The organism is Kribbella sp. NBC_00889 (genome assembly GCF_045207705.1).
Taxonomy (GTDB): domain Bacteria; phylum Actinomycetota; class Actinomycetes; order Propionibacteriales; family Kribbellaceae; genus Kribbella.
The window spans coordinates 3374036-3400447 of sequence record NZ_CP108783.1 but is presented as its reverse complement, the minus strand read 5'-3'; the positions used below and the strand labels follow the sequence as shown (position 1 = coordinate 3400447).

Genomic DNA, 26412 nt, shown 5'->3' with positions numbered 1-26412 from the left:
TCCTTCCGCACCGGCTCAGAGCCGGCTGTCCATGGCTTCCCGCAGCGCGTCGCTGGCCAGGTTGAAGGCCACCGAGGTGAGGAAGATGAAGAAGCCGGGCACGATCGCGACCAGCGGGGCGACGCTGACCATGCCGCGCAGGCTGTTCAGCATGTAGCCCCACTCGGGCGCCGGCGGCGCCGAGCCGAGGCCGAGGAAGCTGAGGCTGGCCGCGATGATCATCGCCACGCCGACCAGGCCGGAGGAGTAGACGATCACGTCGTTCAGCACGTTCGGCAGCACCTGGGTGCGGGCGACCCGCAGCCGGCTCGCGCCGCTCAGCCGGGCCGCCTCGACGAACTCCTGGACGACGACCCGGCGGGTCGCGGACTCGGCGACGCGCGCGACCGGTGGGATGAACACGATCGTGACCGCGATGATCGTGTTGGTCAGGCCCGGACCGAGCGAGGCGCCGACCGCGATCGCCAGCAGGATCGCCGGGAACGCGTACAGCATGTCCATCGCCCGCATCAGGACCGTCCCGACCGCGCCACGCACGATGCCGGCGGTGACGCCGATCGCCGTACCGATCAGGGCCGCGCCGAGCGTCGGTACGAATCCCGCGAGCAGTGACAGGCGGCCGCCGTACAGGACTCGGGCGAGCATGTCGCGGCCCTGCTCGTCGGTGCCGAGGAGGTGACCCGGCGAGCCGAGGTTCTGCAGCCGGTCGAGCGGCTTGCCGAGCAAGGGGTCCGCGCTGGTGAGCAGTGGGGCGAAGATTGCCCCGAGCACCAACAGCAGGACGATGACCGCGGCAACCACTCCGACCTTGTTGGCGACGAACCGGCGCAGCGTCGCTCGCCAGAAGGATGTCGGTCGTTCGCTGGTCCGGGCCGCGTTCCACTCGTCGCGGCGGCGCGCGGCCTCCGCGCGGTCGGCAGCCGTCGTACTCGCGCCGAAGCTCTTGTCGAGCAGGGTCGGAACCACTGTCTCGCTCATGCGACCGCTCCTCTCACCCGTGGGTCGATCCAGGCCTGCAGCAGGTCGACGACCAGGTTGACCAGCACGAAGGTGACCGCGATGACCAACGTGGCGCCCTGGACCACCAGCAGGTCCCGGGCCGAGATCGCGGTGAACACCAGCAGACCCATCCCCGGCCAGCGGAAGATCGTCTCCACCAGCACCGAACCGCCGAGCAGGGCGCCGATCTGGACGCCGGAGGTGGTCAGCACTGGCGAGATCGCGTTCCGCAGGATGTGCTGCCGGACCTCCCGCTCGCTCAGTCCCTTGGCCCGCAGCGTCTCCACGAAGTCCGCCCCGGCCACGTCGACGATGCTCGCGCGGGTCACCCGGGCCGTGATCGCCATGGTGATCAGTGATCCGGACAGCACGGGCAGCACCAGACTTCGCAGTGCCATCAGCAGTCCCGAGTCGAGGTTCGCACCACCTGACGGCAGCAGCCGCAGCCCGCCGGCGAACACCGCGAGCAGGATGATCGCCAGGAAGAACGACGGGATACTCAAGCCGGACAGGCTGAGTACGCCGGTGATCCGGTCGATCAACGAGCCGCGACGTGTCCCGGCGACGTACCCGAGCCAGAGGCCCAGGCTGATCCCGAACACGGCGGAGACGACTGCCAGGACGGCCGTATTGCCCCACGCCTGCATGAGCAGGTCGGTGACGTCGCGGCGGCGCTGGGCCGAGTACCCGAGATTGCCCTGGAGCGCGTCACCCAGCCAGTGCAGGTACCGCAGTGGCAGCGGGTCGTTGAGCCCGAGCTCGTCGCGGATCGCCTGCCGCTCGGCGGCAGACATGTCGTCGCTGACCAGCGAGGCCTCCGCCGACCCGGGCAGTACGTTCATCAGCAGGAACACGATGACGGAGACGCCGAACAGGATCGGCACCGCCATCCCGATCCGAAGTACCACGACACGGAGCATGGGTCAGTCCTCCTCGACCGAGATCTGGGTGAAGTCCACCCACCACGACTGGGGCTGGACGTAGCCGTGCACTTTCGGGCTCAGCACCCGCAGGTTGAGGTCGTGCATCCAGAAGAGGAAGTACGCGTTCTTCAGCGCGACATCCATCATCTGCTGCAGATACCGGTACTGCGCCGCGACGTCGGGCTGCTGACTGGCCGCGGTGAGAGCGGCGTCGATCGCGGGGTCGCACAGGCCGGTGGCGTTCGGCAGTCCGCCGGGGCGGTTGCAGAAGTAGGTGGCGCTGTAGCCGGTCGGCATCATCCCGGCGGCGGGGGAGGCCCAGAGGATGTCGATATCGCTCCACTGCTTGGCGTTCAGGCCGTCCAGACCGATCGAGATGATCGTGTTCCACTCCAGCGGCCGCAGATTCGTGCGGACCCCGATCGCGGCGAAGTCGGCCTGCAGCTTCTGCATCATGGTGTCCGGATACATGTTCCCGGAGCCACCGGTCGGATAGGCCATCGTGATCGTCAGCTGACCGGGCTGATAGCCCGCGTCGGCGAGCAGCCGCTTCGCCTTCTCCACGTCGTAGCTGTAACCCTGCGTCTTCCTCGTGTACGACGGGTTGCCGTCGTACACGTACTCGGTCGCGGGATAACCGACGTTGTTCAGCAACGCGGCGGTGCCCTGGCGGTCGAGGGCGTAGTTCAGTGCCTGGCGCAGCTCGAGGTTGTCCTTGAAGGGCGCCCGGAACAGGTTGAACCGCGGCATGATCCCGTGCGGGTACTTGCCCATCTCGATCTGGTAGCCCTCGTTGCGTAACTGCTGGACCGAGTCGGGTGACGGGACCTCTGCCCAGTCGACCTCACCGGATTGCAGCATCGACAGTCGTGAGGCGGGTTCGGGTTGCGGATAGAGCACGATCCGGCCGAGCTTGACGGGGCCACGCCAGTAGTCGTCGTTGCGGGTGAGCTCCATCTCCTCGCCGTCGACGTACTTCGTCATCCGGAACGGACCGGTGCCGGAGGCATGCTTGTTGTAGTCGTTGTTCCCGTACTTCTTCACCACCGCCGGGCTGGGGAAGAAGATGGCGGCGAGATCCCACGGCAGCCACGCGTAGGGCTTGGTGGTGGTGATCTGGACGGTCCGGGCGTCCACCTTGCGCCAGGACTTGAAGTACCTGAACGACGCGGCCGCACTGGCTGCGGACTTCGTGTCGTAGTACTGGGAGGTCTTGGTGCGCAGCCGATCGAACTGGAAGATCACCGCGTCCGCGTCGAACGTCGTACCGTCGTGGAAGTGGACGCCCTGACGGAGCTTGAAGGTCCAGGTCGTCAGGTCCTTCGACGGCATCCAGGACTCGGCCAGTGACGGCTGGGGAGTCGGCAAGGCGGCCGACTGGTTCAGATTCAGCCGGGTCAGGCCGTCGTAGATGTTGTTGCCGACGAACCGGTACCCCTCGTACCCCTCGTTCGGCGGGGTGGACGGGAACGGGATGTTGCCCGCGGACATGGCGATCCGGAGCTCACCACCGGCCGGCGGCGGTCCGCTCGCGGCTGCCGCCGTACACCCGGCCAGTACGACGAGCAGCAGCGCGAGGAGGGCGTGTCTGATGCGTGGGCGGAGATGCATGTCAGGACGCCAGTGCGGTCTCGCCGTGGACGAGCAGGCAGCTGCTCGAGTGGCCGACGTTCACTGTCTTGGCCGTCGGCCGGGTCTCCCAGCAGGCGCCGACTGCGTAGCCGCAGCGGGGTGCGAAGGCGCAGCCGGGCGGCAGTTGGTCGAGGCTCGGCGGCGCCCCCGGGATCGCGTTGGGCCGACGATCCTGCCCGGCCCGGACGTTCGCCTCGATCAGGCCTTCGGTGTACGGATGCGATGGTGCCGTGAGCACCTGGACGGCGGAGCCGTGCTCGACGAACCGGCCGGCGTACATCACCGCCACCTCGTCGGCGAGCTCGGCCGCGACGCCGAGGTCGTGCGTGACGATGACCAGACCCATGTCGATGTCGCGCTGGATCTGCCGTAACAGTCGCATCATCCGGGCCTGCACCGTGACATCGAGCGCGGTGGTCGGCTCGTCGGCGAGCAGCACCGTCGGCCGGCCGGCGATCGCCATCGCGATCACCACTCGTTGCCTCATGCCGCCACTCAGCTCCGACGGGTACGCCTTCAGCCGGGTGCCGGCCGACGGGATCTGGACGAGCTCGAGCAACTCGAGGGCCCGCAACCGGGCCTCGGACCTGCCCAGACCCTCGTGGTGCTTGCGGATCGCCTCGACCAGTTGCTTCTCGATCGTGTAGACAGGGTCCAGCGCGGTCAGGGGATCCTGGAACACCATCGACACGTCACTGCCGCGGGCCGTGCGGCGGTCCCGAGGTGACATCGTCTGCAGGTCCCGGCCACCGACCGAGATCTCCCCTGTGATCAGGGTGGTCGGCGGGTTGATCCCGATGATCGAGCGCAGCATCGCGCTCTTGCCGCTGCCGGACTCGCCGATCACCGCCAGCACTCGGCCGCGCGGCACCGTGAACGACACCCCGTCGACCGCGCGGACCGCGCCGTACCGGCTGCGGAACTCGGTGACCAGGTGACGCACCTGTAACGCGGGCGAGATCACCGGCGTTGTTTTCCCGACCTGTCGGGTTTGGGTCATCATCGACATTGTTGTGTTCCTTCCAGGGGATTTCTCGACCGGCTCCGGCACGTATTCAGCGGAGTGAGGACGGGGCCCGAAGCCCTGTCGTAGAAGGAGTTCCAGGTTCAAACTATGGCGCTGATGTTTCAGTGGTCGACGACTTCGGTATCTCGTTCGTAAACGATTCCCGGAATCGTTCCGGGGGAATTCGCCAGTATTACCGGACGGGACCGGACGACCATCATGGCGACCGCTCCGGCCGCGGCGGCCAGCAGGCCGAGCGTGCCGGCCAAGCCGATCGCCCGCATCGGGCCGACGTGCTCGGCCAGCATCCCCAGCACTGGAGCGCCGAGCGCACCGCCACCGAGGAAGAACGTCAGGTAGACGGCCACGACCCGCCCGCGCAGCCCCGGCTCGGCGGTCAGCTGAACGGACGTGTTCGCCAGTACGGCGAACGACATGAACATCCCGCCGCAACAGACCAGCGCGATGCCGAAGGCAACCAGCATCGGCATCAGCGAGGCGATCACCAAACTGCCTCCGAGTGCCGCCGCGGCACCGATGACCCAGCGGTACCTCGGCATCCCGCTGGTCGATGCGGCCAGCAGCGCTCCGGTGAGACCACCGACCGCGAGGCACGACGTGATCAGGCCGAAGCCGACTGCTCCGACATCGAACACTTCGGTCGCGACCAGCGGCAACACCACCTGCAGGCTGTTCGCCCCGACGATCCCGATCACGCCGGCCAGCACGATCACCGTTGCCAGCACTGGATCGCCGGCTACTTGCCGCAGGCCCGCTACTAGTTGCCCCCGGCTCACAGGTGAGCGCGGCACCTGGCGTAGTTCTGAGCGGTCGATCCGCGACAACGCGATCAGGATGCCGGCCGAACTGATCGCGTGCAGCGCGAAGATCAACGGCGTACCGGCCACGCCGATCAGGAGGCCCGCGATCGCCGGCCCGATCAGCCGGGCGACGTTGAACGAGGCCGAGTTGAGCCCGATCGCGTTCACCACCCGATCGGGGCCGACCAGCTCGGACACCACCGCCTGCCGGGCCGGGATGTCGAACGCCGTGACGATGCCCATCGCACCGGCCAGCACCCAGACCTGAACCAGGGTGAGGATCCCGAGACCGTCGAGGACCGCCATCACCACGCTGCCCAGCCCGACCAGCCCTTGGGTCACGATCAAGACCCGGACCTTGTCGACCCGGTCGACCAGGGCCCCGGTGGCCAGGCCCAGCAGCACCGTCGGAAAGAACTGCAGGAAGGTCGCGATGCCGAGGGCCAGGCCGTCGCCGTGACTAAGCACGACGACGGCCCACGCCTGCGCGGTCCGTTGCATCCAGACCCCGATGTTGCTCACCGTTCCACCCCAGAAGAAGTTCCGGTAGTTGCGAACCTGCAGCGAACGGAAGATGCCTCGGTTGGTCATGCCGCCTCGACAGCGAGCCACTCCGTGAACGGAACGGCTTGGCTGAACGCGTGCGCGGCGCGCAGCAGCAGCGCGTCGTCGAACATCCGGCCGACCAGCTGGATGCTGACCGGCAGCCCGTCGCGTTTCTCGCACGGCACCGCCAGCGCGGGATGGCCGGTGAAGTTGAACGGCCGGGTGTTCGCGACCGCGCTCTGCGAGACGGGGCTCTGCAACGCGAAGTCCAGCGCGGTCATTCGGTCGTCGATCGGCTCGAAGCGCGGTGCCTGGGTGATCGTCGTCGGCATCACCAGCAGGTCGACGTCGGACAAGACCCGGTCGTACGCCGCGATGAACGCCGGCCGGACGTTCTGCGCCTTCGCGTACAGCCGGCCGGCCCAATAGCGGCGACTGAACTCGCCGGCCATCAGCGTGAGCAGGCCCCGCGGATCCAGTAGTTCCTGGTCGCGCTGCCAGGCCCGGGTGATCGCTGCGATCGTGTCCTCGGGGTAGTAGGTCCGAGTGAACGCGCCGTAGAACCCGGAGCCGCGGACCGCCAGTGCGGCCTCGGCCGACAACGCCATCTGCGCCGCGCCGATGGTCAGGTGCTCCGGCACGGACACCTCGGTGACCACCGCGCCGAGCTTCTCGTACACCTCGATCGCCTGCTGGACCGAGTCCGTCACCGCCTCGGTGGCGCCGAGGAATCCTTCCCGCAGTACGCCGATCCGCAGTCCTTCGATGTCGTTGGTCAGACCGCTCGTGGCGTCGTACCAATCGGGTACGTCGCGGGTCTGGCGCGGATCGAGTCCGTCGTACCCGGCGACGGCCTCGAGGGCGAGGGCGGCGTCGCGCACCGACATCGTCATCGGGCCGGTGTAGTCGATGCTCTGGTCCGAGCCGAAGCCGATGCCGAAGTGGGAGATCAGGCCGAAGGTCGGCTTGTGCCCGACGGTTCCGGACCAGGCGGCCGGGATCCGGATCGAGCCGCCCTGATCGCCGCCGAACGAGATGTCCACCTCGCCGTCCACCAGTGCTGCCGCGGACCCGGACGATGACCCACCGGTGAGGTGCAGTGGGTTGTGCGGGTTCAGTGGGCGGCCGTAGTCCCCGACGCCGCCGCCGAAGCCGTAGCCGCCGGCCAAGCCGTTCATCACGTTCTTCCCGACCACCGTCGCGCCGGCTTCCAGGGCACGCTGAACGACGGTCGCATCGAAGTCGGGCACGTGGCCGGACAGAGCGTGCGCGCCGAAGGCCATCGGCATGCCGGCGACCGCGGTGTGATCCTTGTAGCTGACGCTCTTGCCGGTCAGGGTGCCCTCGCCACTGCCCGCGACGGAACACTTCCAGGTCCACGCGTTGTGCGGGTCCTCGTCCGGGCCCGGGCGGTAGCCGGGCTCACGGGCGCCCGGGAACCGCGGTGGCCGGACCTCGGCGGTGCGGGCCTGGACGAAGTCGTCGAATTCGGCGAGCATCCGGGTCAGATGGCGGCGATAGACCTCCGCCTCTTCGCTGCTGAGCTGCGTGCCGAGCCGTTCAGCGGTTGCCTGGAGCTCGGGTAGATCGGGAACTCGATGCATGGCGGCCTCCTCGATCGTCGGATGATCGACGGTCGCGAGCCCGGGTTACATCACCGGCCCAGTTGCGTTCGCACCGTGTTAAGCGGGTTCGCCTCGCGCCTGACCCGTCCCTGACCTGCGCGGATGCCCCGGCAGTTGGTCAGCAACGCGGCCCCACCGCCGAACCAGCGCCACCATTCTCGCGGTTGGACGTCCTGCGACCCACGCGCCCATCGCCCGCCGTTGCGCGCTACCGCGCTTGCCGTCTCACGCACTGGCGCTGGGGGAGCAAGTCCGGCTTCGCGGCCGGGATCGTGACACCAGGTGACCGAGCGCTTGTGCGGGCGATTCCTGCTAGCGGGTAGTGATGATTCCCGGCAGCATGCCCGGTGGGGGAGTGCTCACGGCGACGACACGGCCACACGTGTCGCGGGATGCTCCGAGGGTGCGAACACTCTGCAGTCCTGACGAGCTGAAGGACCGCTTCGAAGCCGAGGCGGTTCCGCTTCGGCCGCGTTTGTACGTCGCTGCCCTGCGGCTGACCGGGAATCACACCGACGCGGAGGACTTGCTGCAGGAGACGTACCTGCGAGCCTACAAGGGGTTCTCCGGGTTCGAGCCCGGAACCAACCTGACCGGATGGCTGTACCGGATCCTGCGCAACACGTTCATCAACACTTACCGCAAGCGGCGGAACGAACCGAGAACCGTTCCCGAGAGTTGCCGGGTCACCGCTGGCGTCGAGCGCAACGTCGAGGCTTCCGCCGAGACGACCGTGATCGAGGCGATCGCCGATCAGCGGGTTCAGGAGGCGCTGGCGGCGCTACCTGACCGTTACCGGCGGGCGGTGCTGCTGCGCGACGTCGAGGGCTTCAGCTACCAGGAGATCGCGGGAATCGTCGGAGTTCCCCGCGGAACGGTGATGTCGCGGATCCACCGCGGCCGCAAGGCCCTGAAGGTACGGCTGCTGCTTGCCCGCGCGCACAGGCGCGCGTCAGCGGAGCCCATGGAAGCAGTCATGGGCAACTAGACCGGCGGACCCGGCGGTCTCGAGTACTCACCCCTCCACGCCGGGTCCGCCCCGCCACGCCGGGTCCGCCGCCCGGATTGGACGACGAAACCGTGAGAGGTGCGAGATGCGCTCGAGACACCGGGCCTACCGGCTTGTGTGGAGCGCGGGCACCCGGTGACTTCAGGTCACCTGTAGCACGGGATTTCGGATGGCTGCGGGCGGGAACGGATCGGGATACCCTTTGTCATGGCGACCGGGCCGTCCTCGCAGCACCGGCACAGCAATGGTGCCGTTGTCACGCGTGTGTTGTTGGCCGAGGACGATGTCCTCCTTCGTGAGGGCCTGGCCAGCCTGCTGCAGCGATCCGGGTTCGAGGTGGTCGGGCAGACCGGCGACAGTACGTGGATCCTTCCGATGGTGCGCGAACTGAAGCCCGACCTGGTCGTGCTCGACATCCGGATGCCGCCGACGCACACCACGGACGGACTGGATGCCGCGCGGCAGATCCGCACCGAGCTTCCGGAGATCGGCATCCTGGTGTTGTCGGCCCACGCCGAAGTCGAGGATGCGATGGAGCTGCTCGCCACCGGTCAGCGGATCGGTTACCTGTTGAAAAGCCGCGTGACGGATGTGGACGAGTTCATCGACACACTGGAGCGGATCGTCAAGGGTGGATCGGTCATGGACCCAGCTCTGGTGCAGGAGCTGGTGACCGCGCGGCGCCGTGACGACCCGCTGGCCGGTCTCAGCGAGCGGGAGCACGAGGTGCTTGCGCTGATGGCCGAGGGACGATCCAACGCAGGCATTGCCCGGCGACTGTGGGTGACCGAAGGAACCGTGGAGAAGCACGTCCGGCACATCCTGTCCAAGCTGGGCCTGTCGGAGACCGACGACGACCACCGCAGGGTGCTCGCAGTGGTCACGTTCCTCGAGACACGCTGACCCGACGAGTTGCGCTTCCGTATCGTCTGGGAGCCGAGGTCATTCCAGCGGGGGACCGAGGGTCCGTCGCGTGGTGGATTCTTGATGACGAGCCGCCGTGCAAGCCCGAAGTACCCACAGGTCGTCTTCCACCCCTGACAACACGACTTCTTGACGGACGGCACCTACCGGCCGATCCACGCTACGGAAGATGGCGGTTGATCCGACGCAGCAATGGGCCGAGGACCGGCCGGTTGTGCCAGTCACGGGCGATCACCCATTCGCGTGAGCGCCGTACGCCGGTTCGTAGCCCCGTGGTCGCCGTCGGTCTGAGTTCGTCTTCGCGTTCACCGGCGCGCTGCTTCACATCGAGGGCGCACGCCAGACAGATCCCGACCTCCGGATGAGCGCCCAATCGCACCAGTTCGCGCTCGTCGTACTCCTTGTCGCAACACCAACATTTCGTCGGCGACGGCTGTGCCGTCTGTTCGTTCGTCGTCACCGAATCATCATGTCCCCCGACGCCACGCGAGAGCGCTCAGGTGAGCCAGCGGCGGCCTTGGCCGGCCAGGACCCGGCCGAACTGGAGTTCGGGGAAGTGGGCGCCGGCACCCAGAGTGTTGCCGTCCTCCAGCTCACGGAACAGTCGCTCGCGAACCTGCTGGGCGAGTTCGGGATCGACGTCACCCATTGACCGCCAGGTCGGCTCGTCGAGCTGGACCGGGCAGATGATCGCGTCGCCGAGCAGCAGCGCGCGACTCGTTCCGGAGGAGACGATGACGCAGAGATGACCGGGCGTATGGCCGGGCGTCATGGTCAGGGTGATGCCTGGCGCGAGCGTGGTGTCGCGATCGACCAGGCGCAGGCGGTCGCCGCGATCCGCCGCGCTCCGGAGGCCGTGCCGGATGTGTTCGCGCATCGCGTGCGCCGGGTCCTGCACGAAGTGGTGCCAGTCGCCCGCACCGATCCAGATGGCGGCGTTGGGGAACATCGGCGCGGCGTCGAGGTCGAAGAGCCAGCCGCAGTGGTCGGAATGAAGATGGGTGCAGATGACGTCGGTGACCTGCGACGGGCTGATGCCGACAGCGCGGAGCCCTAGCGGCAACTGCCCGCCGATCAGCAGCCGCCGAGGACTGGCATCGGCGATATCCGGTCCCATGCCCGCGTCGACCAGAACCGTCCGGTCCTTGGTTCGCACGAGGAAGCAACCGATCGGCAGCCAGGCCATGCCGTGGCGGGTGAAGAGGTCCTCGTGGCCCTCGGCGCGCGCGTGGTCCCCGAAGTACGCGGGCGATGCCCGGAAAACGCCGTCGGTAACCGGGTGGATGTCGATCTCACCGATCCGCATGATGCTCCCGTCGTTGGACACCTCCCTAGTCTTACTCCGCATCTGCACGCGGACGCCGTGTTCCTGACCGCCCGCCGCCGGCGGGTGCCCCGAAGGTGTTGCTGGTGGTCGGTGACGACATCGGTTCGACCGACGACACCTTCGACGTCGGCGAGGACTGGGGCACACCCATCTCGCCGGCCACCATTCCGCTTCACCGGCACTCTCAAAACCGTCACCATCGAAGCCCAGTGGCGTGGTGCCAGGCGATCTCAGACCGGTTCCGTGTCGGCCAATGGTTGGTTCGCGACTGGATCAGGCGTGTCGGGCGGGTCCGTCTTGCCGGAGATCAGCGGCAGTGCCCAGCGGGTGTGGGGATCGGCTTCGACCAGGAGTGCTTTGGTGAGAAGACTCAGCGGTACGGCGAGCAGCGCGCCGAGCGGTCCGATCACCCAGGTCCAGAACACCAGCGACATGAACGTCAAGGTGGGAGTCAGCCCTACCGCATCCCCGACGACGCGTGGCTGGATGATGGACTGGATCACGAAGTTGATCACGCTGTAGACGACGATGACTGCGATCATCAGCCCTGGGCCAGCGTCCAGTAGCGCGATGAGCGCCGGCGGGATCACTCCGATGATGAAGCCGATGTTGGGGATGAAGTTGGTGACGAAGGCGAGCACTGCCCACACGAAGGCGCCGGGGACGCCCATGATCCAGAGGGCCAGTCCGTCGAGCACCGCGACGACGAGTCCGAAGCTGGCCGAGACGCCCATGTAGTTGCGGGTTCCGTGCGCGAAGTTGTCGAGCGCACCCACGGGGTTGGGGAAGCGGTCGCTGAGCATGGCGAAACCGCGGCGGGTCGAGTCGGTGTCGAAGGCCATGAAGAGCAGGACGGTGAGCAGGAAGAAGAGGTTGCTGAGGACGCCGAGCGTGCTGGACAGCACCGACATCGCGAGGTCGACGAGTTGTCCGGGGTCGACGGCGTTGACGACTGCGTTGATCTGGTCCTGCTTGACGCCGAGGTCTCGCAGCGCGTTCCCTGCGTTCGCGATCGCGTCGGTGATTTGAGCGCTGTACTGCGGGACCAGCGCGGCCAGCTGTGCGACCGACACCACCAGGGCAAGGGTGAGCAGGAGCAGCAGCAGGTACGCGGCCATCACCATGAGGATCGACGCGACCCATCCCGGGATCCGCTGATGCCGTTCGAGCCGGATGCGGATCGGATGCAGGGTGATCGTGATGACCAGCGCCAGGAAGGCCGGCCCGATGATGTCTGCGATAGACCTCAGCCCGGCCAGCGCGATCGTGAAGGCGGCGACGCCCAGCAGGATCGTCAGGGCGAACGGGCGGGCTCGCTCGTAGGCGTCACGTATCGACGCTGGCGCGCTGGTCATCCGATGCTCCTGTCAACGTGAGGAGGATGATTCGTGATCAGGCGGTGGCGTCGCGACCGTGGGCGATCAGTGCCCAGATCACGAAGACGTCGACCGCGATGATGGTCAGCGACCAGAACGGGTAGTACGGCATGAAGGCGAAGTTCGCCAGCAGGCTGAGCACCGCCAAGATGATGCCGATGACCCGTCCCCACATCTTGCCGGCCATCACCGCGAACCCGGCGCCCACGACGAGCAAGCCGCCGAGCAGGTGGATCCAGCCCCAGGCGGTGGCGTCGAACTGGAGCAGGTAGTTGCGGGTGGCAACGTAGAACTCGTTCTCGAAGAGTGCGACCAGACCCATGAAGGCCTGGAAGCCGCCGGCCACGATCATCATGATGCCGGCGAACAAGATGAACCCAACTGCCCAGCTACTCTTCTCCTCCGCTTGGACCGCGGATCGATGACCAGGTGCTGTCTGCTCTGCCATTTCGGACCCTCCTTCACGGGGCACCACGACGGAAGGCGACAACGCTGTCGCAGTAGCCATGGCGCAACTGACTTGAGTCCATCCCACAACCGGGACCGCCGGGTGGAATCACTCTCATCGTGTGAAATCCGGGTGCGGACCGCCGCTTCACGCGATCTGGATGATGCGGCAACCGCGCGGATCGGAGTGGAATCGAACCAGGAACAGTCCACCCACCCAACGAGGGGACGCATCATGTCCGAATCCACCACCGAGAGGCCTGTCCTCGACCAGCTCGCACGGATGACCGCCGACTCGGTTGCGGTATCGAGTCTCGATCCCGAGGTCCTGATGCTCGTCCGTATCGCCGCCCTGGTCGCCGTCGACGCGCCGCCGGTCTCGTACCTGTTGAACCTCGGCGCGGCCAGCGAGCTGGGTGTCGATGCCGAGCAGGTCCGCGGTGTCCTGGCTGCGATCGCGCCGATTGTCGGTACGGCGCGTGTTGCCTCGGCGACGGGGAGGATCGTCGAGGCGCTCGACGTCGCCATCGAGATCGCAGAGCTCGAGGCCGAAAGCAACGGATAGCCGCGCAGGCCGTTGTCATGACACCAAGTGACGATTCGCAGGTGACTCCTGCTGACGATCTGACCTCCGGGCGCCGCCGGTGGCTGATCGCGCGGGGTCTGCTCCGCGCAGGGGTCACCGCGGCTGCCCTGGTCGTTCTGTACTACGTGCTGCCCCTCGATCGCCGGTCCGACGGGTACCTCGTTCTCGACCTTGTGATCGGTGTTGTGTTGTTGATGGCAACGATTGCGTGGCAGGTCCGCGCCATCCTCCGAGCCGCCTATCCAGCCATCCGGGCTACACAGTCCCTGGCATCGACAGCGCCCTTGTTCCTGCTGTTGTTCGCGTCTACCTACTTCATCATGAGCCTGGACGACTCCGGCGCTTTCACCGAGTCGCTGACCCGATCCGACGCGCTCTACTTCACGGTCACCGTCTTCTCCACGGTCGGCTTCGGCGACATCTCACCCCGGGGGGAGGCGTCACGTCTCGTCGTCGCCGCCCAGATGCTGTTGGACCTGGTGGTCCTCGGGGTGGGCATTCAGGTCATCCTCGGCGCCACCAAACGAGGTAAAGCGCGGGTGGCGGCGGAGTAGCGACGCGCGAAAGCGAACGCTTGACCGGCCGGTCGACGGTGGTTCCGTCGTGCGTGCGGGCGGCTGCCGTATTCGAGGTCGATGGAAGTCACCCTGCGCGGATGAGTCGATCCGCGGGCTCCTGCGGCAAGGTTGCGAGCGGGAGCAGGTGGGGGCGGCTACGCATGGTGGGCGAGGAATCGCAGGGAGCGGCGCCGGTCGTCGGCGGGCTGGATCGGCTGCTACTGGACGCGAAGTTGTCGGTCCCGCAGGCGCGCCCGGGTTCGGTGAGTCGCGCCGGCCTGATCGAGGCGGCTCGCGCCAGCCAGTGCCGTGTGGTCGGCGTCACCGCGTCTGCGGGGTACGGCAAGTCGACCTTGCTGGCTCAGTGGGCACGGGCGGAGAATCGTCGCATCGTCTGGGTGTCTCTTGACCGCTTCGATGACGACCCCGCGTTGCTTCTGTCCGTGTTGGCGACCGCGTACGCGCGGGTCTCACCGGCAGATGCCGACCTGCTGGCCGACCTGCGCAGTCCGGGCGTATCGCCGCTGGGTCGGGGCGCGCCGCGCCTGGCGTCGGTACTCAGGACCAGCCCGGCACCGTTCGTACTGATGCTGGACGACCTTCACGAACTGCGGTCGTCGGCCTGCCACGACGTACTGGGCGTGGTGATCTCAGGGATCCCGCGGGGCTCTCAGTTGGTCTCTGCGAGTCGTTCGGAGCAGCCTCACATCCCGCGGCTGCGGTCGGCGGCGGACGTGGTGGAACTCGGCGCGGCGGAGCTGGCCCTGGACGCGGTCGGTGCCGAGCAGGTCTTCGCGGCCGCCGGCGTCCAGGTGGCGCCCGATGTGGTGGCCGGGGTGACGGCTCGAACCGAAGGCTGGCCGGCCGGCCTGTACCTCGCCGCGGCGATCGCGCGTGAGAGCCACGGGCAGGCGGTGGCTGTGTCCGGTGAGGACCGGTACGTGACCGACTACCTGTATCGCGAGTCGCTCAGCCAGTTGCCCGGCGCAACGCAGGCGTTCCTGCGCCGCACGGCCGTCCTGGACCAACTCCATGCACCGTTGTGCGATGCCCTCCTCGGAGAACCTGGCGGACAGCAGCAGTTGCGCACCATCGAGGCTTCGAACTCGTTCCTGATACCGCTCGACCGCCGGCGTCTGTGGTACCGCTACCACGCGCTGTTCCGGGAGTTCCTTCTCGGTGAGCTGCGCAGGGTCGAGCCCGAGGTCGTCATGAAGCTGCATCTGCGCGCGGCCGACTGGTACGAGTCGAACGGATCTCCGGTGCTCGCCCTGGAACACCTGCTGAACACGACCGAGCGAAGTCGCTGTGTCCGGCTGGTGACAGCGTTGGCACTGCCGACGTACAGCGCCGGCCAGATCACGACAGTGCAGCGGTGGCTGTCCGCGCTGGGGGACTCTGCCATCGAGGAATACCCGCCGCTCGCCGTGCTCGCCGGCTGGATCACCGCGTTGGCGGGTCACACCGGCGAAGCGCAACGCTGGGCGGCGATCGTGGATGCGGCTTCGTTCGATCTGGTGCCGGCGGACGGCACGGCGTCGTTCGGCTCGGCGCGGGCAATGCTTCGGGCGGTCATGTGCGCCTCCGGGCCGGAGCAGATGCTGATCGACGCGAACCTCGCGCTTGCTCAGGAACCGCCCTGGAGCCCGTGGCGCGACACTGCGCTGTGCATGTCGGCCGAAGCCCATCTCCTCTTCGGAGACGTCGACGCGGCGTGCGAACTGTTCGTGGAAACGTCGGCCGTGGCCGAGGCGCTCGGCAATACCGACACCATCGTCGAGAGCGAGTCCGAGTTGGCATCGGTGGACATGGATCGCGGCCGGTGGGCGCAGGCGGGCGAACACGTCGATCGGGCTCTCGCGCTCATCGACAGGCATCGGATGCACGATTACGCCACGAGTGTGATCGCCTTTGCTCAGGCGGCGCGGCTGGCCGTGCACCGGAGCGATCTGAACGAGGCGGACCGACAGCTCACCAATGCGATGCGAGCGCGCCCGGCCTGCACGTTCGTGCTGCCCTTCTTCGCGGTCCGTGGACGGCTCCAGCTCGCGAAGGCGTACTGGAGCATCGGCGACGCCTCGACCGCTCGTCACCTGTTGCGTGAGATCGACGACGTCCTGCTCCATCGGCCTGCGCTGGGTGCCCTGGTCGACGAGGTCTCCGACTTTCGCAGGATCGTCACCTCGAGTGCCCGGACCGGTGCGAGCGGTGGATCGCCCCTGACCCCGGCCGAGTTGCGGCTGCTGCCGTACCTGCAGACGCATCTCACCATCGGCGAGATCGGCCAGCGACTGTTCGTCAGCCGCAATACCGTGAGCTCCGAGGTCGCCTCGATCTACCGGAAGCTGGGAGTCTCCTCACGCAACGACGCCGTGCAACACGCGATGGCGATCGGGTTGCTCGGCGGTTAGCCCTCTTCATCCACCAACTGCCGATCCGGCTCCTCGTTGACGTCGTAACCCAACGCCAGCGCCACCTTGGGTCCTGCGGCCACCGCTCGTGGGAGTCCGGTGATCGGAACGATGCTGAACAGTACGTCGACGATCTCCGCCGCCGTCGCTCCCGCGTCCACCGCGGCATCCGTCTGCGCGCCGTACGACGGGACAGCCCCGCCGACCGCGACCAGCGCGGCGAGGCGTACCAACGCCCGCGTTCTCTGATCAAGGACGGGATCCAGTACTGAGTGGTCGTCTCCACCATCGTCGGCCAGGCATGCGTCGTTGATGGCCAGACGACGCAGTCGTTCGATGTAGTCCACGACCAACTCATCCTTCCGCATGCTGAACCTCTATTGCGCGTCGGACCAGACGCAATCCGCATCACGCAGATCACATGAATCCGCGGTCGGAGTCACTCGATATGAGTGATGCCTCGCGGCAGGTCGTCGAGCACGCTGGGAACCGATGCTCGGAACGAACGAGACGAGTGACGCGGGCGAACGCCCGGCGGGAGTCGTGGAGAGGCGGCAGTGATGTCAGACATGGTCTCGAAGGAAACTCTGGAGTCGATCTCGATTCCGGATTTCGTGGACACCCGGATCGGACCGCTCGACTTCGTGAACGGTGCACCCAGCCGGACCACGGTCGAGAAGGCATATGACCACCTGGACTTCTTGCACGGCGTCACTGCGTACCTGAACGCGTTCGCCGGTGCCTCGACGTACGCAGCGCGCAAGGGCTTCATCGAGGCCGGCGCGGACGACAACTCGATCCTCATCTTCTCCGAGCTGATGGACTCCCAGTCCCTGTTCCTCACCGCCAACGCGGACACGGTGTACTTCGTCGGCATCGTCGACCTGTCCGCCGGACCGATGGTCGTCGAGACGCCACCGGAGGCGCTCGGCATCTTCGACGACATGTGGTTCCAGTGGATCGTCGATTTCGGCCTGCCGGGACCGGATCGCGGTGAGGGCGGCAGGTTCCTGCTGGTCGGCCCGGGCCATGGCGGCTCCCTGCCGGACAGCGGCTTCCACGTCGCGCACTCCCGCACGACCCGGGTAGTGCTGCTGGGGCGAGCGTTCATGGACCACGACGATCCCGGGCCGACGGTCGAGCGGATCAAGACGACCCTGAAGCTGTACCCCTATGTCGAGGGTGGACAGGGCACCAGCATCGCCACGCTGTTGAGCGGCCAGGTCCATCCGGGGACCTCCACCCCGACGCCGGAGACGAGATTCGTCGAAGCCAGCGGCAAGGCGTTCAACACCATTCCGCCGTCCGACTTCGGTTTCTTCGAACTGCTGAACGAGATCGTCCAGCAGGAGCCGGCCGACGCCACGGACCCCGAGACCCTGGGGCAACTGGAGGCGATCGGCATTGTCAAAGGCCGGCCGTTCGCACCGGATGAGCGGATGCGCGGCATCCTGGAGCAGGCCGCGGCCGTCGGCAATGCCACCTCCCGCGCACTGGTGTTCAATCCGCGCCAGGCAGAAGCCTTCGAGTACTACCCGGGCTCGTCCTGGTCGAACATGCTCTTCGTCGGTGGCTACAACTTCGAGACACCGCCGCCTCTGGTCGGTCCCGACGGCGTACAGCCGCTCGCGCCGACCGGTGCCCGCAAGCTGCATGCCCGTACGGCGTTCTTCTACGGCTACACCGGCATCACACCCGCGATGTGCATGCGGCTGACCAACGTCGGCTCGCAGTACGTCATGGCGTTCACCGACGCCGACAAGAACTACTTCGACGGGGCCAAGACTTACCGCGTCGTCTTGCCGCCCGGCATCCCCGAGGCGCGATTCTGGTCGCTCACGCTGTACGACAACGAGACCCGGTCAATGCTCCAGACACCGCAACGATTCCCCCGCGCCGGAAGCCAGAGCTACCCGACGCCGGCGGCGACGGCCGACCCGGACGGTTCGACCGCCGTGGTCCTCGGACCAGAACAGCCCGACGGCGTGCGCGACGGGAACTGGATCCAGACTGTTCCGGGCAAGGGGTTCTTCGTCATCTTGCGTCTGTACAGCCCACTCCAACCCTTCTTCGACAAGACCTGGCGGCCCAGCGAAATCGAGCCCATCACCTAGCCGTCGCGACGTACGCCAAGCCGGAAGCCTGCTCGTCGGGGCGGGATCGGAGACGCGATGGGGCAGGCGCTGCTTCAGCTGATACCGCTGGCCCTTGCCGCGGCGCTGAGCAGCGTCCCCATCACCGCCACCATCTTCATCCTGCTGTCGGAGAGCCGCAGCCGCTCCGGCCTGGGCTTCCTGGTCGGCACACTGCTCGGCACCTTCGCCACCGTCGCGCTGGCGGCCGTGGCCGGCCAGGCGCTTCCCGGACGACCGCGCGAACACGACGCCCTCGTGGGGAAGGTGGAGGTGGCGATCGGCAGTGCCCTCGTGCTGCTGGGCGTGGTGACCCTCGCACGTCGGTCTCGCGCTGGGAGCGGAAGCGGACCGAGCTGGCTCGACCGCATCGGCACGTTCGGCACTCTGTCTGTGTTCGGCATCGGCCTGGCGCTGAACCTTCGTCCGAAGGCGATCCTTCTGGCTGCGGCGGCGGGCCTGGCGATCGTCGGGGCGGACCTGGCGTTCCGCGACAATCTCGGGCTGGTGGTCTTCTACACCGTGATCGCCACCTGCACCGTGGGCGTTCCGATCGTCGCGACGATCCTGTTTCCGCGGCGGATGGAACCTCGGCTCCTCTCGGCGAAGGGGTGGATCGCCGCGCACTCCACTACGGTCGGTGCCGCGATGATGATCCTGATCGGCGGCTTCGTCGTCGGCGTCGGGCTGAGCTCCTAGTCCTCGGTCGCGGCGGGGTTCCCGCTGAGGGACTCTTGGTAGATGTCGGCGTAGGTGCGCGAGTCCTTGACCAGGTCGTCGCAGAAGGCTGCGACGTCGTTGCCGATGAGTTCCAGGACTCCCTTGCCGGCCGCCACGCCCTCCTCGAAGAAGTCGACGATCTCTGCGAGTAGGTTCCCGTCGGTCAACTCGACCGGTCCGATCTTGAAGAAGTACTTCTGCATCTCCTTGTAGACGATCTGATAGTCCGGTGGAAGCGCCTTGACTCGCGCCAGGTGCGCCCGCCACTGCTTCTTGCCCTCGATGATGTCCTGGATGCCCACGTCAGCCTCCTAGCTGGCCCAGTTTCCTTGCGACGTTCCGGTTCAACTGCTCGCGCCACCGGTCGCGATAGCTCCGCGCCCCTTCTCCGCCGGCCAGCGCCGCGCAGAAGCCCTGGACGTCGTCGCCCAGCACGTCGTGAACGCTCTGCCCGTCCGCCGCCGTCTCTTCGAGCAGCCCGAGTGCGCCGTCCATGATCGGCATCAGGTTGCGACCCGTGAAGCTCCCGTAGGGAAAGAGGTGAGCCTTGATCTGGTCCCACGCCGCCCGGTAGTCGGCCGGCAAGGCCGCGGCCCGGGCTTCGAACGCCTTGTACTCCCTGGTGAGATCGCTGCCTGTCATGCGTTCCCACAAGTTCATCGTCCGCCCTCCTTGAGTTTGTCGATCCGGGATGAGAGGTACTCCCACTTCGCCCAGAACCTCCCGAGTTCTTCGCGCCCCGCGTCGTCGAGCGCGTAGAACTTGCGCGGCGGCCCCAGCTCGGATGGTCGTTTCGTCACCTGAACGAGCCCGTTCTTCTCCAGTCGCAGCAAGATGGTGTAGACGGTCCCCTCGATGACGTCGGCGAAGCCGAGCTCGTTCAGCCGGCGCGTGATGGCGTACCCGTAGGTCTCCTCCCGGCCGATGATTTCGAGCACGCAGCCCTCGAGCGTGCCCTTCAACATCTCCGTCAGGTCGTCCATCGCGGATCCTCTCAGTACTCCGTAGCACCGAGTACCACTATACGGTATCACCGAGTAGTCCGGCGACGCCGCCAGGACTGTGCGGCGTGGCAACGGTGTGCGATGCTGTGCCGACTATGAGTGAGGTGGTACGGCGGAACGTCGGGCGGACGGTGGTGCCGCGGACCGCGGAGGCGCTGGCCGGGAGCTTGCTGCTTCACCTGCGGCCGGTGACCGACGCGCTGGTGCAGACCATCTACGAGCAGAACCCTGCCTATCGCGAGCTGGATTCGGTTCCGCCGGATGACCTGTGGCGGTCATGTCATGACAACGTCGCCCGGGTCGTGCAAATGATCGCCGACACGGACCGTCGGCGCGGTGGGACCGCAGCTGACGAGTACTTCGATGCCGCACGGGAAACGGGACGGCGCCGGGCCGAGCAGCGGATACCGCTGGACGACGTACTGCGCTCGTTCCGCCTCGGCGGTCGGCTGGTGTGGGAGGCGCTGATCGACGAGGCCCGGGCGCAGGGCGTGGTCGACTCCGATGCCCTGCTGGATATCGCGAGCAAGGTCTGGGAGGTCGTCGACAGTACGTCGTCGCAGGTCGCGGCCGCCTATCACACCGCGGAACGCCAACTCGTCCGCGCCGACGAGCGACGCAGATCGACGCTCTGGGAAGGCTTGCTGCACGGCCGAGCGAAGGACCGGGCGTTCGTCCAGGAGGCCGCGACCGTCCTCGACGTACCGGTGAACGGCCCGTACGCCGTGGTGGCGATCGACAACCTGGTCGACGACGAGTGCACGGTCGCGTCGCTCAGACGGCGGTTGGCCGGCGTCCACGTCGGCTCGGCGTGGCAGGTGCGAACGCACACGGTCGTCGGGTTGCTTGCCTTGGGCGCGGAGTCTCAGGACGCCGTACTCCGATCGCTGCGCGACGCCGTCCGCGCGCCCGCGGGCATGTCAGGCGTCGTCTCAGGACTTGCCGATGTCGACGTCGCGTACCGTCAGGCGACGCTGGCCCGGCGAACCCTGCCGAGCGGCGAGACCGGGGTCGCGTCGCTGACCGAACGGCTCCCCGAGGCATTGCTGCTCAGCGCCCCGGAGCTGGCCGAGCAACTCGTCCAGACGTGGCTGGTGCCGCTCATGGAGGTGCCGGCAGCCGAACGTGAGCTACTGCTCGACACCCTCGAGAGGTGGGTCGCCGCCGGCGGTTCCGTCCGGCGCACGGCCGATTTGGCGTACTGCCACCGCAACACGGTGATCAATCGCCTCCACCGGATCCATCAGATCACCGGTCGGGACCTCACCGACGCAGCCTCCCACCTGGATCTCGGCCTGGCGATCCGGGCCGTCAGGCTGTTTCCGCCGCAGGGCCGCTGATGACCCGCTGAGCTCCGCCGCTGTGCGTTGTGCACAGTCCGGCCGGGCCAAACGTAGGCGTTCTGGCCATGCCGCGGCGCCTTCTCCGCTGTCAGACTGCGTTCCCTGCACTGGTCGAATCACGGAGGAATCCTCATGGCCGAACACCGTCGGTCGCCGGACGAGTCAACACAACAGCCGGCCGGCGAGCGTGGCCTGCTGGGGCGCCGTCGCGTGCTCGGGTACATTCTCGCCGCCCCGACCCTGGCGGTCGGTGTGAGCTGGATCGCCGGCTCGGCCGATCCCCGGCCGGCGGATGCCGCGGTTCCCTCACTGCCGCAGCCCGAGGAGATCTTCGACCTCGGCGATCTGCAGAACCTCGCGGCCTCGCCCACCTCGGGCCTGATCTCGGTTGAACTGAAGACCGACGGCACCGCGTACTTCGCCGTACCCAGGGCAGAGGTCGGCCAGGGCATGACCACGGCGATCGCGATGATCGTCGCCGAGGAACTGGACCTGCCGATGGACAAGGTCACCATCGGGCTCGCCGACGCGCGGCCGGAGTTGCTGATGAATCAGCTGACCGGAGGCTCGAACTCGATGCGCAGCATGTACCTCCCGGTACGCACAGCCGCTGCGATCACTCGGCAGCGCCTGGTGGAAACGGCCGCTGCGCACTGGGGCGTGTCGGCCGGCAAGGTGACGACTCGCAAGGGTGTGGTCAGTGGACCGAGCGGGCGTACGGCGACGTACGGATCGTTGACCCGGGCGGCCGCCAGTTCCCGGACGATCAAGGTGTCCGCCGAGCTAAAACCGCGGTCCGAGTTCAGCATCCTCGGGCGCCCGCACAACCGCGTCGACGCTCACGACATCGTCACCGGCCGCAAGCAGTTCGGGACGGATCTGCAGGTCGCGAACGCGAAGCCGACCATGGTGGCCCGGCCGCCGACGATCAACGGCACCGTGAAGTCTGTCAACAATCTCGCCGCCGTACGGGCGATGTCCGGTATCACGGATGTCGTCGCCATCACCCACGGTGTGGCGATCCGAGGCGAGACGTTCGGCCAGTGCATCGACGCCATCCAGGTGGTCGACGCGACCTGGGGCCCCGGAACTGTGGACGGCGAGTCCGACGCCACCGTGCTGGCGAAGCTCCGTGCGGCCCAGTTGCCGATGGCCGTGCCGCCGCTGCTGTCGAACACGATCGACGCCGAGTTCGTGTTCGCCTTCGCCAGCAACAGCCCGCTGGAACCGGACTGTGCGATCGCCGACGTCACCCCGGCCAGCGCCGAGATCTGGGCCAGTCTCAAGGTACCGATCGTCGCCCAGGAGGACATCGCCAAACGGCTCGGTCTGCCGGTCGACGCGGTGAAGGTGCACGTCATCCAGGGCGGCGGCTCGTTCGGCCGGCACCTGTTCCATGACGTGGCGGCCGAGGCGGCGGAGATCTCCCAGAAGATGGGCAAGCCGGTGAAGCTGTCGTGGTCGCGCACGGACAACTTCCGCCAGGGCCGCGTCCACCCGATGTGTACGTCGCGCGTCCGGGTCAACTATCTGGCCGGCAACGTGCTCAGCTACGAGCAGCGGCACACCAGTGTGGAGACGGACTTCGGTCACGGGCTCGGAGAGATGATCACCGCGTTCGCCGCGGACCTGCCGGTCGGTGGCAACCTCTCGTTCGCCGAGACGATCTTCGCGCTCAGCCAGTCCTCGCCGTACAACTTCGGTGTCACCACGCAGCTGCTGAACGAGATCCCGCTGAAGTTCAACACCGGCAGCATGCGCAACATCTACTCGCCGAACGTCGTGTGTGCAGAGGAGCTTGTGGTCGACCGGCTCGCCGCGAAGTTCGGCCAGGACCCGGTGCGGTTCCGTCGCAACTTCCTCAAGGACAAGCGACTGCTGGCGGTGCTGAACAAGGCGGCCGAGGTCGGCCGATGGGGCAAGGCCATGCCGAAAGGCACGGCGCAGGGGGTCGCGGTGCACGCGGAGTACTGCGGTGCGGTCGCGACACTGGTCGAGATCGACTGCCGGCCGGAAACGGTGAACAGACCCATTCGGGACGGAGTGAGCGGCCCGCGCGTGACCAAGGCCGTGATCGTGGTCGATCCCGGGTTCTGCATCAACCCGCGCGGGCTGGAAGCTCAGATGATCGGTGGCCTGCAGGACGCCATCGCGCTCGCGCTGACCTCGAGTCTGCACATCAAGAACGGCATGCCGCTCGAAGGCAGTTGGGACAACTACTTCTACACCCGGCAGTGGAACACACCGCCGGACGTACAGGTGGTCATCATGCCCAACACCAGCGACAGTCCCGGCGGCGCCGGTGAGTTGGCGGTGGCCCCGGCCTTCGCCGCGGTCGCGTGTGCCTACGCCCGCGCCACCGGGACGATGCCGACGTACTTCCCGATCAACCACGGCAAGCTGGGCTTCCAACCGCTGCCGCTGGAGCCGTCCACCCCGCAGTCACCGACCGACGGTCTCGACCACACGTTCTGAGGAATCCATGGCAACCCACACTTTCACACTCAACGGCAAGCGGATCAGCGTCGAGGCCGAGGCAACGTTCGTCTGCTGTGGGTTCTGCGCGACCTGCTCGGCGTCACCGGACCGAAGTACGGGTGCGCGTTGGAGGTCTGCAAGTCGTGCACCTCTCACATCAACGGCAAGGCCTTCAATCCGTGCTCGGTGCAGGTCAAGGACATCGAGCCGGCCGACGAGATCACGACGATCGAAGGCCTGCCGGCGACCGTCGGCAAAGACCTGCACCCGATGCAGCAGGCCTGGCTCGACCACGATGTCTCCCAGTGCGGCTACTGCCAGCCCGGCCAGATCATGGCCGCCGTGGCCAAGGTCAAGCAGGCCCACGCGGAAGGCCGCGAGATCACCGATGCGGACCTCGACGAGTTGCGCAACATCTGCCGGTGCGGCACCTACTCCCGGATCCGCGAGGCCATGAAGGCCGGCGCCGAGGACATGTGAGGCAGCGTGCGTGATCTGCTCCCGCACATCCGGCCGTGGTACGCCGATGGCGGCCGATTCGCCGTGGCCACGGTGATCGACACGTTCCGTTCGGCGCCTCGCCAACCGGGCGCGGCGATGGCAGTGTCGGGCGACGGAGTCGTGGTGGGCAGCGTGTCCGGCGGCTGTGTTGAGGCCGACGCGGCCCGCTCCTCAGCCACCGGCCGGCCCCTGTCAACCACCAAAGGCCGAATCCACCGCGAGCCCGCAGAACACCCCTCAGTCGCACGGGCAGGCGTTGCCTAGGGCAACCACGTGGGCGCGGTCTCAGTCGGCCGGCCCCTTGTTCATCAGGAGTCGGTGGGTGCACACTGCGTTCAACGACTCAGGGGAGGGTCGGATGCCCCAACCGGCTGAAGTCTCGGGACAGTAGCGCTGGTCGGCGGCGGAGGGGGGCTGGCTGTGCGGGATGCACGAGGGAGGCTCGGGCTGGGGCCGCCGGTTGTCACTGTCGGCGCGATTGTGCTCTTGTTTGCGCTGGCTGCGGTGCTTGGGGCGGGGGACTCGACGGGTTCGGCGGAGAGCGAAGCCTTGGTCGGTGGTGTGCCTTGGATGGTCTGGAGGATGGTCGGGGCTGCGGCGATCCTGGTGTTCGTCGGGCTGGCAGTGACGGCGATCCGTGTTCTGGTTGCCGCGGACACGTGGGGGATCGACGCCTCCAAGTCCCTGCGCTGGACGTACGTCATCTGTGCCGCGGCGGGACTCGGGGTTGTGATTGCCGGCCGAATCGTTGCCGGCGGCGCCAACCCCGACGTTCCGGTGCAGAATCTCGACGCCCGGACAGGTGTTGTGTTGGTGAGCGCACTGCTTGCCGCGATTCCGTGGCTCGTGCTCGTCTGGCTCGCGCTGCACACCTGCCAGGTCCTACTGCATCGGATCGGGGAGTTGCCGCCGATCCCGGCGAGACCAGGCGATGATCCTCCCGGCCCGATCCACTCTGATAGCCCGCACCGTGAAGTGATCGTCCAGATGTTGCGTCTCTGGGATCTGCTGGTGCTGTGCGTTGGGGCGTTCGTGATCGGTGTGGTCGCGGCCATCGTCACGTCGAGCACACTGCGTGCTGCGTTCCTCGATGTGCATCCGGATCGGGCGGACGAGTTCCCTGCGGCGAACGTCCTGTACTACGGTGCGCTGTTCGCCGTACTGGCAGCGGTGCTGAATGTGCCACTGGTTGCGGCCTGGCGGCGATGTGCCCGAGGTGTTGTGGATGGTGCCTACCCCCTGCCGTGGGACGGGCAACCGACAGAGGCGTGGGTAGCTGCGCGGAGTCGTCTCGAGGCACTGCTGCACCTCGACGTCTCCCTGCTGCGAAATCCATTGACCGGCTTCGCGGTCCTGTCGCCGCTGCTCACCAGTGCGCTCGTCGCGTTCATCCCGCAGCTCGCGCAGTCCTGATGCGGCGCGGATCCTGCTGAGCTGGCTCGAACCATGACGCGTCATCCAAGAGGGCGCCGTTAATCGATTGACGGTGGGGATGGGGGCTGATCTGCTGGGGGGACGTGCGCCGGACGAGTCGGCGCGGACCGGGAGGAGGGAAGCCGATGTCTGTCTTGTCCAGCAGCTTCGCTCTGAAAGGGTCTTTGGCTTGGCATTCGCACGTTCGTTCAGCTGTGAACACTGCGGCGTAGAGGTCTCTCTCGACGCCCCCGGAACTACCCATCGAAATCATTGCCCGAGTTGTCTGTGGTCGCGCCATCTCGACCGCAACGTGCCGGGTGATCGCAAGGCCGACTGCAGCGGCGGTATGGAACCGATCGCGGTCACGGTCCGCGGCGAGGGCCGTTGGGTCCTCATCCACCGGTGCACCAACTGCGGCCGCCTCCGGCTCAACAAGACCGCCGGTGATGACAACGTCCTGCTCCTGATGCGGCTGGCGGCGCTGCCGCTGACCATGCCGTTCATCCCGTTCGCGGCCGAGCCCGAGACGGAGGGCAATGGCAATGGCAACGGTTCGCATCCCGCCCCTCGCAAGCCGAGGGCACGCAAGGCCAAGGCCTGAGTGAGGCCATTCGATCAGGGGAAGCGCC

27 protein-coding genes are annotated in these 26412 nt (G+C 67.2%); 13 read left to right on the top strand and 14 right to left on the bottom strand.

The genetic code is table 11. The annotated features are described in order from the left end of the window. Window positions 1-15: 15 nt before the first annotated feature. The 6 genes from OG817_RS16515 to OG817_RS16490 all read right to left on the bottom strand — a co-directional run bounded on the left by OG817_RS16515 (window position 16) and on the right by OG817_RS16490 (window position 7531). Complete coding sequence (locus OG817_RS16515; protein ID WP_406055620.1) at window positions 16-978, bottom strand: ABC transporter permease; 963 nt, start codon at window positions 976-978, stop codon at window positions 16-18. Next, window positions 975-1919, bottom strand: coding sequence for an ABC transporter permease (locus OG817_RS16510; RefSeq protein ID WP_396390210.1), 945 nt, complete (start codon window positions 1917-1919; stop codon window positions 975-977). Before OG817_RS16510 ends, OG817_RS16515 begins: the two co-directional genes overlap by 4 nt. A 3-nt stretch (window positions 1920-1922) precedes the next feature. Continuing rightward, window positions 1923-3533, bottom strand: coding sequence for an ABC transporter substrate-binding protein (locus OG817_RS16505; protein ID WP_406055618.1), 1611 nt, complete (start codon window positions 3531-3533; stop codon window positions 1923-1925). Between the two features lies 1 nt (window position 3534). Beyond that, entirely contained in the window at window positions 3535-4554 is a 1020-nt protein-coding gene (locus OG817_RS16500) for an ABC transporter ATP-binding protein (protein ID WP_406055616.1), read from the bottom strand. A 128-nt stretch (window positions 4555-4682) separates the two neighbouring features. After that, the gene (locus OG817_RS16495) at window positions 4683-5972 is read right to left on the bottom strand and encodes an MFS transporter (RefSeq protein ID WP_406055614.1); all 1290 of its coding nucleotides are present in this window, start codon (window positions 5970-5972) and stop codon (window positions 4683-4685) included. Then, the gene (locus OG817_RS16490; protein ID WP_406055612.1) at window positions 5969-7531 is read right to left on the bottom strand and encodes an amidase family protein; all 1563 of its coding nucleotides are present in this window, start codon (window positions 7529-7531) and stop codon (window positions 5969-5971) included. The genes OG817_RS16495 and OG817_RS16490 overlap by 4 nt, the downstream gene beginning before the upstream one ends. Before the next feature lie 424 nt (window positions 7532-7955). Here OG817_RS16490 and OG817_RS16485 point away from each other — a divergent pair, with 424 nt between their 5' ends. Both OG817_RS16485 and OG817_RS16480 read left to right on the top strand, forming a co-directional pair. Next, the gene (locus tag OG817_RS16485) at window positions 7956-8540 is read left to right on the top strand and encodes a sigma-70 family RNA polymerase sigma factor (protein ID WP_406055610.1); all 585 of its coding nucleotides are present in this window, start codon (window positions 7956-7958) and stop codon (window positions 8538-8540) included. A gap of 228 nt (window positions 8541-8768) precedes the next feature. Next, window positions 8769-9464, top strand: coding sequence for a response regulator (locus OG817_RS16480; RefSeq protein ID WP_406055608.1), 696 nt, complete (start codon window positions 8769-8771; stop codon window positions 9462-9464). A 181-nt stretch (window positions 9465-9645) separates the two neighbouring features. Here OG817_RS16480 and OG817_RS16475 read toward each other — a convergent pair whose 3' ends face one another. The 4 genes from OG817_RS16475 to OG817_RS16460 form a co-directional block, all read right to left on the bottom strand. Beyond that, complete coding sequence (locus OG817_RS16475) at window positions 9646-9945, bottom strand: hypothetical protein (RefSeq protein WP_406055606.1); 300 nt, start codon at window positions 9943-9945, stop codon at window positions 9646-9648. A gap of 36 nt (window positions 9946-9981) precedes the next feature. Then, window positions 9982-10812 (bottom strand): MBL fold metallo-hydrolase, encoded by an 831-nt coding sequence (locus OG817_RS16470; RefSeq protein WP_406055604.1) that lies wholly within the window; start codon window positions 10810-10812, stop codon window positions 9982-9984. Between the two features lie 230 nt (window positions 10813-11042). After that, window positions 11043-12167 (bottom strand): AI-2E family transporter, encoded by a 1125-nt coding sequence (locus OG817_RS16465; protein ID WP_406055602.1) that lies wholly within the window; start codon window positions 12165-12167, stop codon window positions 11043-11045. Window positions 12168-12204: 37 nt separating this feature from the next. After that, on the bottom strand, window positions 12205-12636 hold the full coding sequence (locus OG817_RS16460) for a hypothetical protein (protein WP_396390222.1): 432 nt from the start codon (window positions 12634-12636) through the stop codon (window positions 12205-12207). Window positions 12637-12870: 234 nt separating this feature from the next. Here OG817_RS16460 and OG817_RS16455 point away from each other — a divergent pair, with 234 nt between their 5' ends. The 3 genes from OG817_RS16455 to OG817_RS16445 all read left to right on the top strand — a co-directional run bounded on the left by OG817_RS16455 (window position 12871) and on the right by OG817_RS16445 (window position 16189). Next, window positions 12871-13200 (top strand): carboxymuconolactone decarboxylase family protein, encoded by a 330-nt coding sequence (locus tag OG817_RS16455; RefSeq protein ID WP_396390223.1) that lies wholly within the window; start codon window positions 12871-12873, stop codon window positions 13198-13200. Between the two features lie 41 nt (window positions 13201-13241). Beyond that, window positions 13242-13775, top strand: a complete 534-nt coding sequence (locus OG817_RS16450; RefSeq protein ID WP_406055600.1) for a potassium channel family protein — start codon at window positions 13242-13244, stop codon at window positions 13773-13775. Between the two features lie 101 nt (window positions 13776-13876). Further along, complete coding sequence (locus OG817_RS16445) at window positions 13877-16189, top strand: LuxR C-terminal-related transcriptional regulator (protein WP_406055598.1); 2313 nt, start codon at window positions 13877-13879, stop codon at window positions 16187-16189. Here OG817_RS16445 and OG817_RS16440 read toward each other — a convergent pair. Continuing rightward, window positions 16186-16557 carry a carboxymuconolactone decarboxylase family protein gene (locus OG817_RS16440; RefSeq protein WP_406055596.1) on the bottom strand — a complete coding sequence of 124 codons (372 nt, stop codon included), beginning with the start codon at window positions 16555-16557 and terminating at the stop codon, window positions 16186-16188. The two genes, OG817_RS16445 and OG817_RS16440, sit on opposite strands and share 4 nt — an antisense overlap. 192 nt (window positions 16558-16749) lie before the next feature. On the opposite strand from OG817_RS16440, the gene OG817_RS16435 reads away from it, so the two are divergent. Both OG817_RS16435 and OG817_RS16430 read left to right on the top strand, forming a co-directional pair. Then, a complete protein-coding gene (locus OG817_RS16435) occupies window positions 16750-18303 on the top strand; it encodes a DUF1254 domain-containing protein (RefSeq protein WP_406055594.1) in 1554 nt (517 codons plus the stop codon). 57 nt (window positions 18304-18360) lie between these two features. After that, the gene (locus tag OG817_RS16430) at window positions 18361-19020 is read left to right on the top strand and encodes a GAP family protein (protein ID WP_406055592.1); all 660 of its coding nucleotides are present in this window, start codon (window positions 18361-18363) and stop codon (window positions 19018-19020) included. Here OG817_RS16430 and OG817_RS16425 read toward each other — a convergent pair. The 3 genes from OG817_RS16425 to OG817_RS16415 are packed head-to-tail and all read right to left on the bottom strand — an operon-like array spanning window position 19017 to window position 20024. Then, window positions 19017-19343: a DUF1048 domain-containing protein gene (locus OG817_RS16425; protein WP_406055590.1), complete on the bottom strand. Its 327-nt coding sequence runs from the start codon at window positions 19341-19343 to the stop codon at window positions 19017-19019. The two genes, OG817_RS16430 and OG817_RS16425, sit on opposite strands and share 4 nt — an antisense overlap. Before the next feature lies 1 nt (window position 19344). Beyond that, entirely contained in the window at window positions 19345-19701 is a 357-nt protein-coding gene (locus tag OG817_RS16420) for a DUF1048 domain-containing protein (protein WP_393389023.1), read from the bottom strand. Further along, a complete protein-coding gene (locus tag OG817_RS16415) occupies window positions 19698-20024 on the bottom strand; it encodes a PadR family transcriptional regulator (protein WP_396390230.1) in 327 nt (108 codons plus the stop codon). Before OG817_RS16415 ends, OG817_RS16420 begins: the two co-directional genes overlap by 4 nt. Window positions 20025-20140: 116 nt before the next feature. Between OG817_RS16415 and OG817_RS16410 the strand changes: the two genes are divergently transcribed. The 6 genes from OG817_RS16410 to OG817_RS16385 all read left to right on the top strand — a co-directional run bounded on the left by OG817_RS16410 (window position 20141) and on the right by OG817_RS16385 (window position 26384). Next, window positions 20141-21385: a PucR family transcriptional regulator gene (locus tag OG817_RS16410; RefSeq protein WP_406055588.1), complete on the top strand. Its 1245-nt coding sequence runs from the start codon at window positions 20141-20143 to the stop codon at window positions 21383-21385. Window positions 21386-21520: 135 nt separating this feature from the next. Further along, entirely contained in the window at window positions 21521-23863 is a 2343-nt protein-coding gene (locus OG817_RS16405) for a molybdopterin cofactor-binding domain-containing protein (RefSeq protein ID WP_406055586.1), read from the top strand. Between the two features lie 189 nt (window positions 23864-24052). Continuing rightward, entirely contained in the window at window positions 24053-24346 is a 294-nt protein-coding gene (locus tag OG817_RS16400; protein WP_406055584.1) for a (2Fe-2S)-binding protein, read from the top strand. A gap of 6 nt (window positions 24347-24352) precedes the next feature. Then, window positions 24353-24631, top strand: a complete 279-nt coding sequence (locus tag OG817_RS16395; RefSeq protein ID WP_406055582.1) for an XdhC family protein — start codon at window positions 24353-24355, stop codon at window positions 24629-24631. A gap of 318 nt (window positions 24632-24949) precedes the next feature. Continuing rightward, window positions 24950-25780, top strand: coding sequence for a hypothetical protein (locus OG817_RS16390; RefSeq protein ID WP_406055580.1), 831 nt, complete (start codon window positions 24950-24952; stop codon window positions 25778-25780). A 79-nt stretch (window positions 25781-25859) separates the two neighbouring features. Next, a complete protein-coding gene (locus tag OG817_RS16385) occupies window positions 25860-26384 on the top strand; it encodes an RNHCP domain-containing protein (protein WP_406055578.1) in 525 nt (174 codons plus the stop codon). The last annotated feature ends 28 nt before the right edge of the window (window positions 26385-26412 follow it).

What these genes read in the sequence shown, in the direction of transcription:
- OG817_RS16460 (WP_396390222.1), bottom strand. Translation starts at nt 12,636, where the DNA reads ATGGCAGAGCAGACAGCACCTGGTCATCGATCCGCGGTCCAAGCGGAG.
- OG817_RS16430 (WP_406055592.1), top strand. Translation starts at nt 18,361, where the DNA reads ATGGGGCAGGCGCTGCTTCAGCTGATACCGCTGGCCCTTGCCGCGGCG.
- OG817_RS16385 (WP_406055578.1), top strand. Translation starts at nt 25,860, where the DNA reads ATGGGGGCTGATCTGCTGGGGGGACGTGCGCCGGACGAGTCGGCGCGG.
- OG817_RS16415 (WP_396390230.1), bottom strand. Translation starts at nt 20,024, where the DNA reads ATGGACGACCTGACGGAGATGTTGAAGGGCACGCTCGAGGGCTGCGTG.
- OG817_RS16440 (WP_406055596.1), bottom strand. Translation starts at nt 16,557, where the DNA reads ATGCGGAAGGATGAGTTGGTCGTGGACTACATCGAACGACTGCGTCGT.
- OG817_RS16480 (WP_406055608.1), top strand. Translation starts at nt 8,769, where the DNA reads ATGGCGACCGGGCCGTCCTCGCAGCACCGGCACAGCAATGGTGCCGTT.
- OG817_RS16465 (WP_406055602.1), bottom strand. Translation starts at nt 12,167, where the DNA reads ATGACCAGCGCGCCAGCGTCGATACGTGACGCCTACGAGCGAGCCCGC.
- OG817_RS16510 (WP_396390210.1), bottom strand. Translation starts at nt 1,919, where the DNA reads ATGCTCCGTGTCGTGGTACTTCGGATCGGGATGGCGGTGCCGATCCTG.
- OG817_RS16435 (WP_406055594.1), top strand. Translation starts at nt 16,750, where the DNA reads ATGTCAGACATGGTCTCGAAGGAAACTCTGGAGTCGATCTCGATTCCG.
- OG817_RS16505 (WP_406055618.1), bottom strand. Translation starts at nt 3,533, where the DNA reads ATGCATCTCCGCCCACGCATCAGACACGCCCTCCTCGCGCTGCTGCTC.
- OG817_RS16515 (WP_406055620.1), bottom strand. Translation starts at nt 978, where the DNA reads ATGAGCGAGACAGTGGTTCCGACCCTGCTCGACAAGAGCTTCGGCGCG.
- OG817_RS16390 (WP_406055580.1), top strand. Translation starts at nt 24,950, where the DNA reads ATGGTCGGGGCTGCGGCGATCCTGGTGTTCGTCGGGCTGGCAGTGACG.
- OG817_RS16445 (WP_406055598.1), top strand. Translation starts at nt 13,877, where the DNA reads ATGAGTCGATCCGCGGGCTCCTGCGGCAAGGTTGCGAGCGGGAGCAGG.
- OG817_RS16455 (WP_396390223.1), top strand. Translation starts at nt 12,871, where the DNA reads ATGTCCGAATCCACCACCGAGAGGCCTGTCCTCGACCAGCTCGCACGG.
- OG817_RS16410 (WP_406055588.1), top strand. Translation starts at nt 20,141, where the DNA reads ATGAGTGAGGTGGTACGGCGGAACGTCGGGCGGACGGTGGTGCCGCGG.
- OG817_RS16490 (WP_406055612.1), bottom strand. Translation starts at nt 7,531, where the DNA reads ATGCATCGAGTTCCCGATCTACCCGAGCTCCAGGCAACCGCTGAACGG.
- OG817_RS16420 (WP_393389023.1), bottom strand. Translation starts at nt 19,701, where the DNA reads ATGAACTTGTGGGAACGCATGACAGGCAGCGATCTCACCAGGGAGTAC.
- OG817_RS16495 (WP_406055614.1), bottom strand. Translation starts at nt 5,972, where the DNA reads ATGACCAACCGAGGCATCTTCCGTTCGCTGCAGGTTCGCAACTACCGG.
- OG817_RS16405 (WP_406055586.1), top strand. Translation starts at nt 21,521, where the DNA reads ATGGCCGAACACCGTCGGTCGCCGGACGAGTCAACACAACAGCCGGCC.
- OG817_RS16500 (WP_406055616.1), bottom strand. Translation starts at nt 4,554, where the DNA reads ATGACCCAAACCCGACAGGTCGGGAAAACAACGCCGGTGATCTCGCCC.